This window comes from Desulfonatronospira sp. MSAO_Bac3 (assembly GCF_003838035.1).
GTDB classification, from domain to species: domain Bacteria; phylum Desulfobacterota; class Desulfovibrionia; order Desulfovibrionales; family Desulfonatronovibrionaceae; genus Desulfonatronospira; species Desulfonatronospira thiodismutans.
Map to the genome: position 1 here is coordinate 1 of NZ_QYZY01000372.1, position 2,439 is coordinate 2,439.

Genomic DNA, 2,439 nt, shown 5'->3' on the forward strand with positions numbered 1-2,439 from the left:
GCCGTGTTCTGCAGCAGCAGGGAACATGCCGGTCATGTTCCAGAGAAATGAGGCCAGCACCTGAATAACCGAGACCAGGATGAAAAAAGCCAGGGGCATGCCCAGTCCTCCGGGCTGCATCTTGCGGAAGAAAGGTCCGGGAGCGAGCATGACTCTCTTGACGGTTTCAAAAAAGCCCGGGAAAAATCCGTAGTGCTGCAGGTTCTCCCAGGGCGAGGCAGAGCTTTCCCCGGGTCCGGTCTGTTCTCTTTGCGGCTCTTCCGTGGGGCCGCCCAGGTCTTCCAGCTTGCTCCACAGGCTTTCTTCCTGGTCTTCTTCCCGGCTTTTTTCCTGGGCGGGTTTTTCATCCTGGTAAGTGGCGAAGTCATGCTCCCGGGAATCAGAAGAAGCCTCTTCTTCAGCTGCAGGCTCATCTTCCAGGGTAAACTCCTCTGGTTCTTCCAGGTCGCGGAACTGGAACTTTTCCTTGCACTTGGGACATGTGGCTTTTTTAGCGTGCGGCGGTATTTTTTCGTCGGGCACGTCCTGCTGGAACATGCATTTGGGACAGGTTATGCGCATATATGGTCCTTGATGAGTTCGAAGTATTGAATTTATTCAAAGTCCGGGGTGATAATCAAATCACCTGCATAAGCCTGAACTCTATCCATATAAGCGTCCTAAATCAAGTCTGGAAAAGGATAAAAAAAGGGGCCTGGAATCCAGGCCCCGCGAGGTGCTGCTTGAAGGGGGAGCAGCAAAGATCTTACTGCAGGTGCTTCTGATTTCGGCTTACCTCGGCAAAAGCAGAGGAGACCTGTCTAAGCATATTGATTACTGCATCGATTTTCTCGATGTCCAGCTTCAGGCTGGCCATAAGAAGCCTGGCCTGGCAGCTGGCGTAGAAGGCGTGCAGATTTTTGGCGACTTCGCCGCCTTTTTCCGCGTTCAGGCTGGAATTAAGTTCTCCGATTATCATAAGAGCGCGGTCAATCCGTTCTCCTTTGGCAATATAGTCCTTTTCCCGGATTCTTTCTTTGGCCTGTTCCAGAAACTTGATGGCTGCTTCATACAACTGGACAACCAGGTCTTCTTTGGTGGTGGTTTTGACTTTGGTCTGGAAGTAAGCTCTGGCTGCGTTGGAGTACATATATCCCCCCTGTTTTTATGCTTGATGCTTTTGTCTGCCTTAATTAACTATACTATCGGCCTGGGGATGGAATAACTTTAGCAGTTTTTTGCAAGTCTATTGAACTGCTCCGGAAGGGGCACGCTCGCCGGGCTTTAACTTTCAGGAAAACCAAATGACTGAAGCTCTGATCATACTTGTACTGGCCTTCGCTATGGACCTGCTCCTGGGAGACCCGGTGTACCGCCTGCATCCGGTACGCCTCATGGGCGCAGCTGTCTCCCGGGTGGAGAGACTGCTTTTTTCCCAGGGGCTCAGGGGCCGCGGCGGCGGGATGATCTTGACGGCGGCCATGCTGAGCGGGGTGAGTATCCTGGCGGCTGCAGGCATTTTTCTGGCTTCCATGGTTCCGGGACTTGAATTTATTTTCATGGTCTTTCTGGTCTATTCCTGCATGGGCCTGAAAGACCTGGTGGGTCATACCCGTCCCATAGCCCGGGCCCTGGAGGAGGGTGACCTGGGCAGAGCCAGGCAGAAGCTGCAGATGATCGTGGGCCGGGACCCGAGTGCCCTGGATTCTTCCGGGGTGGCCAGGGCTGCGGTGGAGAGCGTGGCCGAGAATTTTGTGGATGGCTTCCTGGCGCTGGCCTTCTGGTTTGTGGCCGGCTGCATCCTGGGGCAGGTTCTGGGAGTGGAACCGGCCTTTGCAGGTGTTCTTCTGGCTGCAAACTATCGCATGGTCAATACCCTGGATGCCATGGTGGGTTACCGAAGCAGCAGGTACATGCAGTTCGGGCGTTTTGCAGCCAGGCTGGACGATGTTTTAAACCATGTCCCGGCCAGGCTGAGCATTTTATTCATCAGTCTGGCTGCGCTTGCCTGCGGCTATGACTGGAAAGGCTCTCTGGGCACGGGCCTGAGGGACCGGTTAAAGCACGCATCACCCAATGCCGGGCACAGCGAGGCGGCCATGGCCGGTGCCTTGAATATCCGCCTGGGCGGGCCTGTGCAGTATGCTTTCGCCCTGGTGGAAAAGCCCTGGATGGGGGAAAAGGGACAGGATGCCGGAACGATGCATATCCGGTCCGCCCTGAAAATCATCCAGGCCGCAGCCTGGATCAGCCTGGCCCTGGCCGTGGCGGTGCTTGCTGCAGGTGGTTTGTAGTTTTTTGCCGGAGGCAGTTCTGGCTGGAAAAACTAACGCGGGCCATGCCCGCAACCCAATAAAGAAAAGAGCTATTTGACAGGATTAACAGGATTAAGAGATGGATAAAGAAAAAAATCATTTTGTCCTGGCTCCCAGTTTAATGCCCTTCGGGCTTGCTCTGCGA

General features: G+C 54.4%; 3 protein-coding genes. 1 reads left to right on the forward strand and 2 read right to left on the reverse strand.

Going from position 1 to position 2,439, the window contains the following annotated elements:
- Both D5S03_RS12985 and fliS read right to left on the reverse strand, forming a co-directional pair.
- A partial coding sequence (locus D5S03_RS12985; RefSeq protein ID WP_287044344.1) for a zinc-ribbon domain-containing protein occupies positions 1-561 on the reverse strand: 561 nt, incomplete at its 3' end.
- A gap of 184 nt (positions 562-745) precedes the next feature.
- The gene (fliS, locus tag D5S03_RS12990; protein WP_287044346.1) at positions 746-1,129 is read right to left on the reverse strand and encodes a flagellar export chaperone FliS; all 384 of its coding nucleotides are present in this window, start codon (positions 1,127-1,129) and stop codon (positions 746-748) included.
- A 154-nt stretch (positions 1,130-1,283) separates the two neighbouring features.
- On the opposite strand from fliS, the gene cbiB reads away from it, so the two are divergent.
- A complete protein-coding gene (gene cbiB, locus D5S03_RS12995; protein WP_287044347.1) occupies positions 1,284-2,273 on the forward strand; it encodes an adenosylcobinamide-phosphate synthase CbiB in 990 nt (329 codons plus the stop codon).
- The last annotated feature ends 166 nt before the right edge of the window (positions 2,274-2,439 follow it).

Excerpts from the sequence above, each read along its gene's own strand:
- fliS (WP_287044346.1), bottom strand. The coding sequence starts at position 1,129 with ATGTACTCCAACGCAGCCAGAGCTTACTTCCAGACCAAAGTCAAAACC.
- cbiB (WP_287044347.1), top strand. The coding sequence starts at position 1,284 with ATGACTGAAGCTCTGATCATACTTGTACTGGCCTTCGCTATGGACCTG.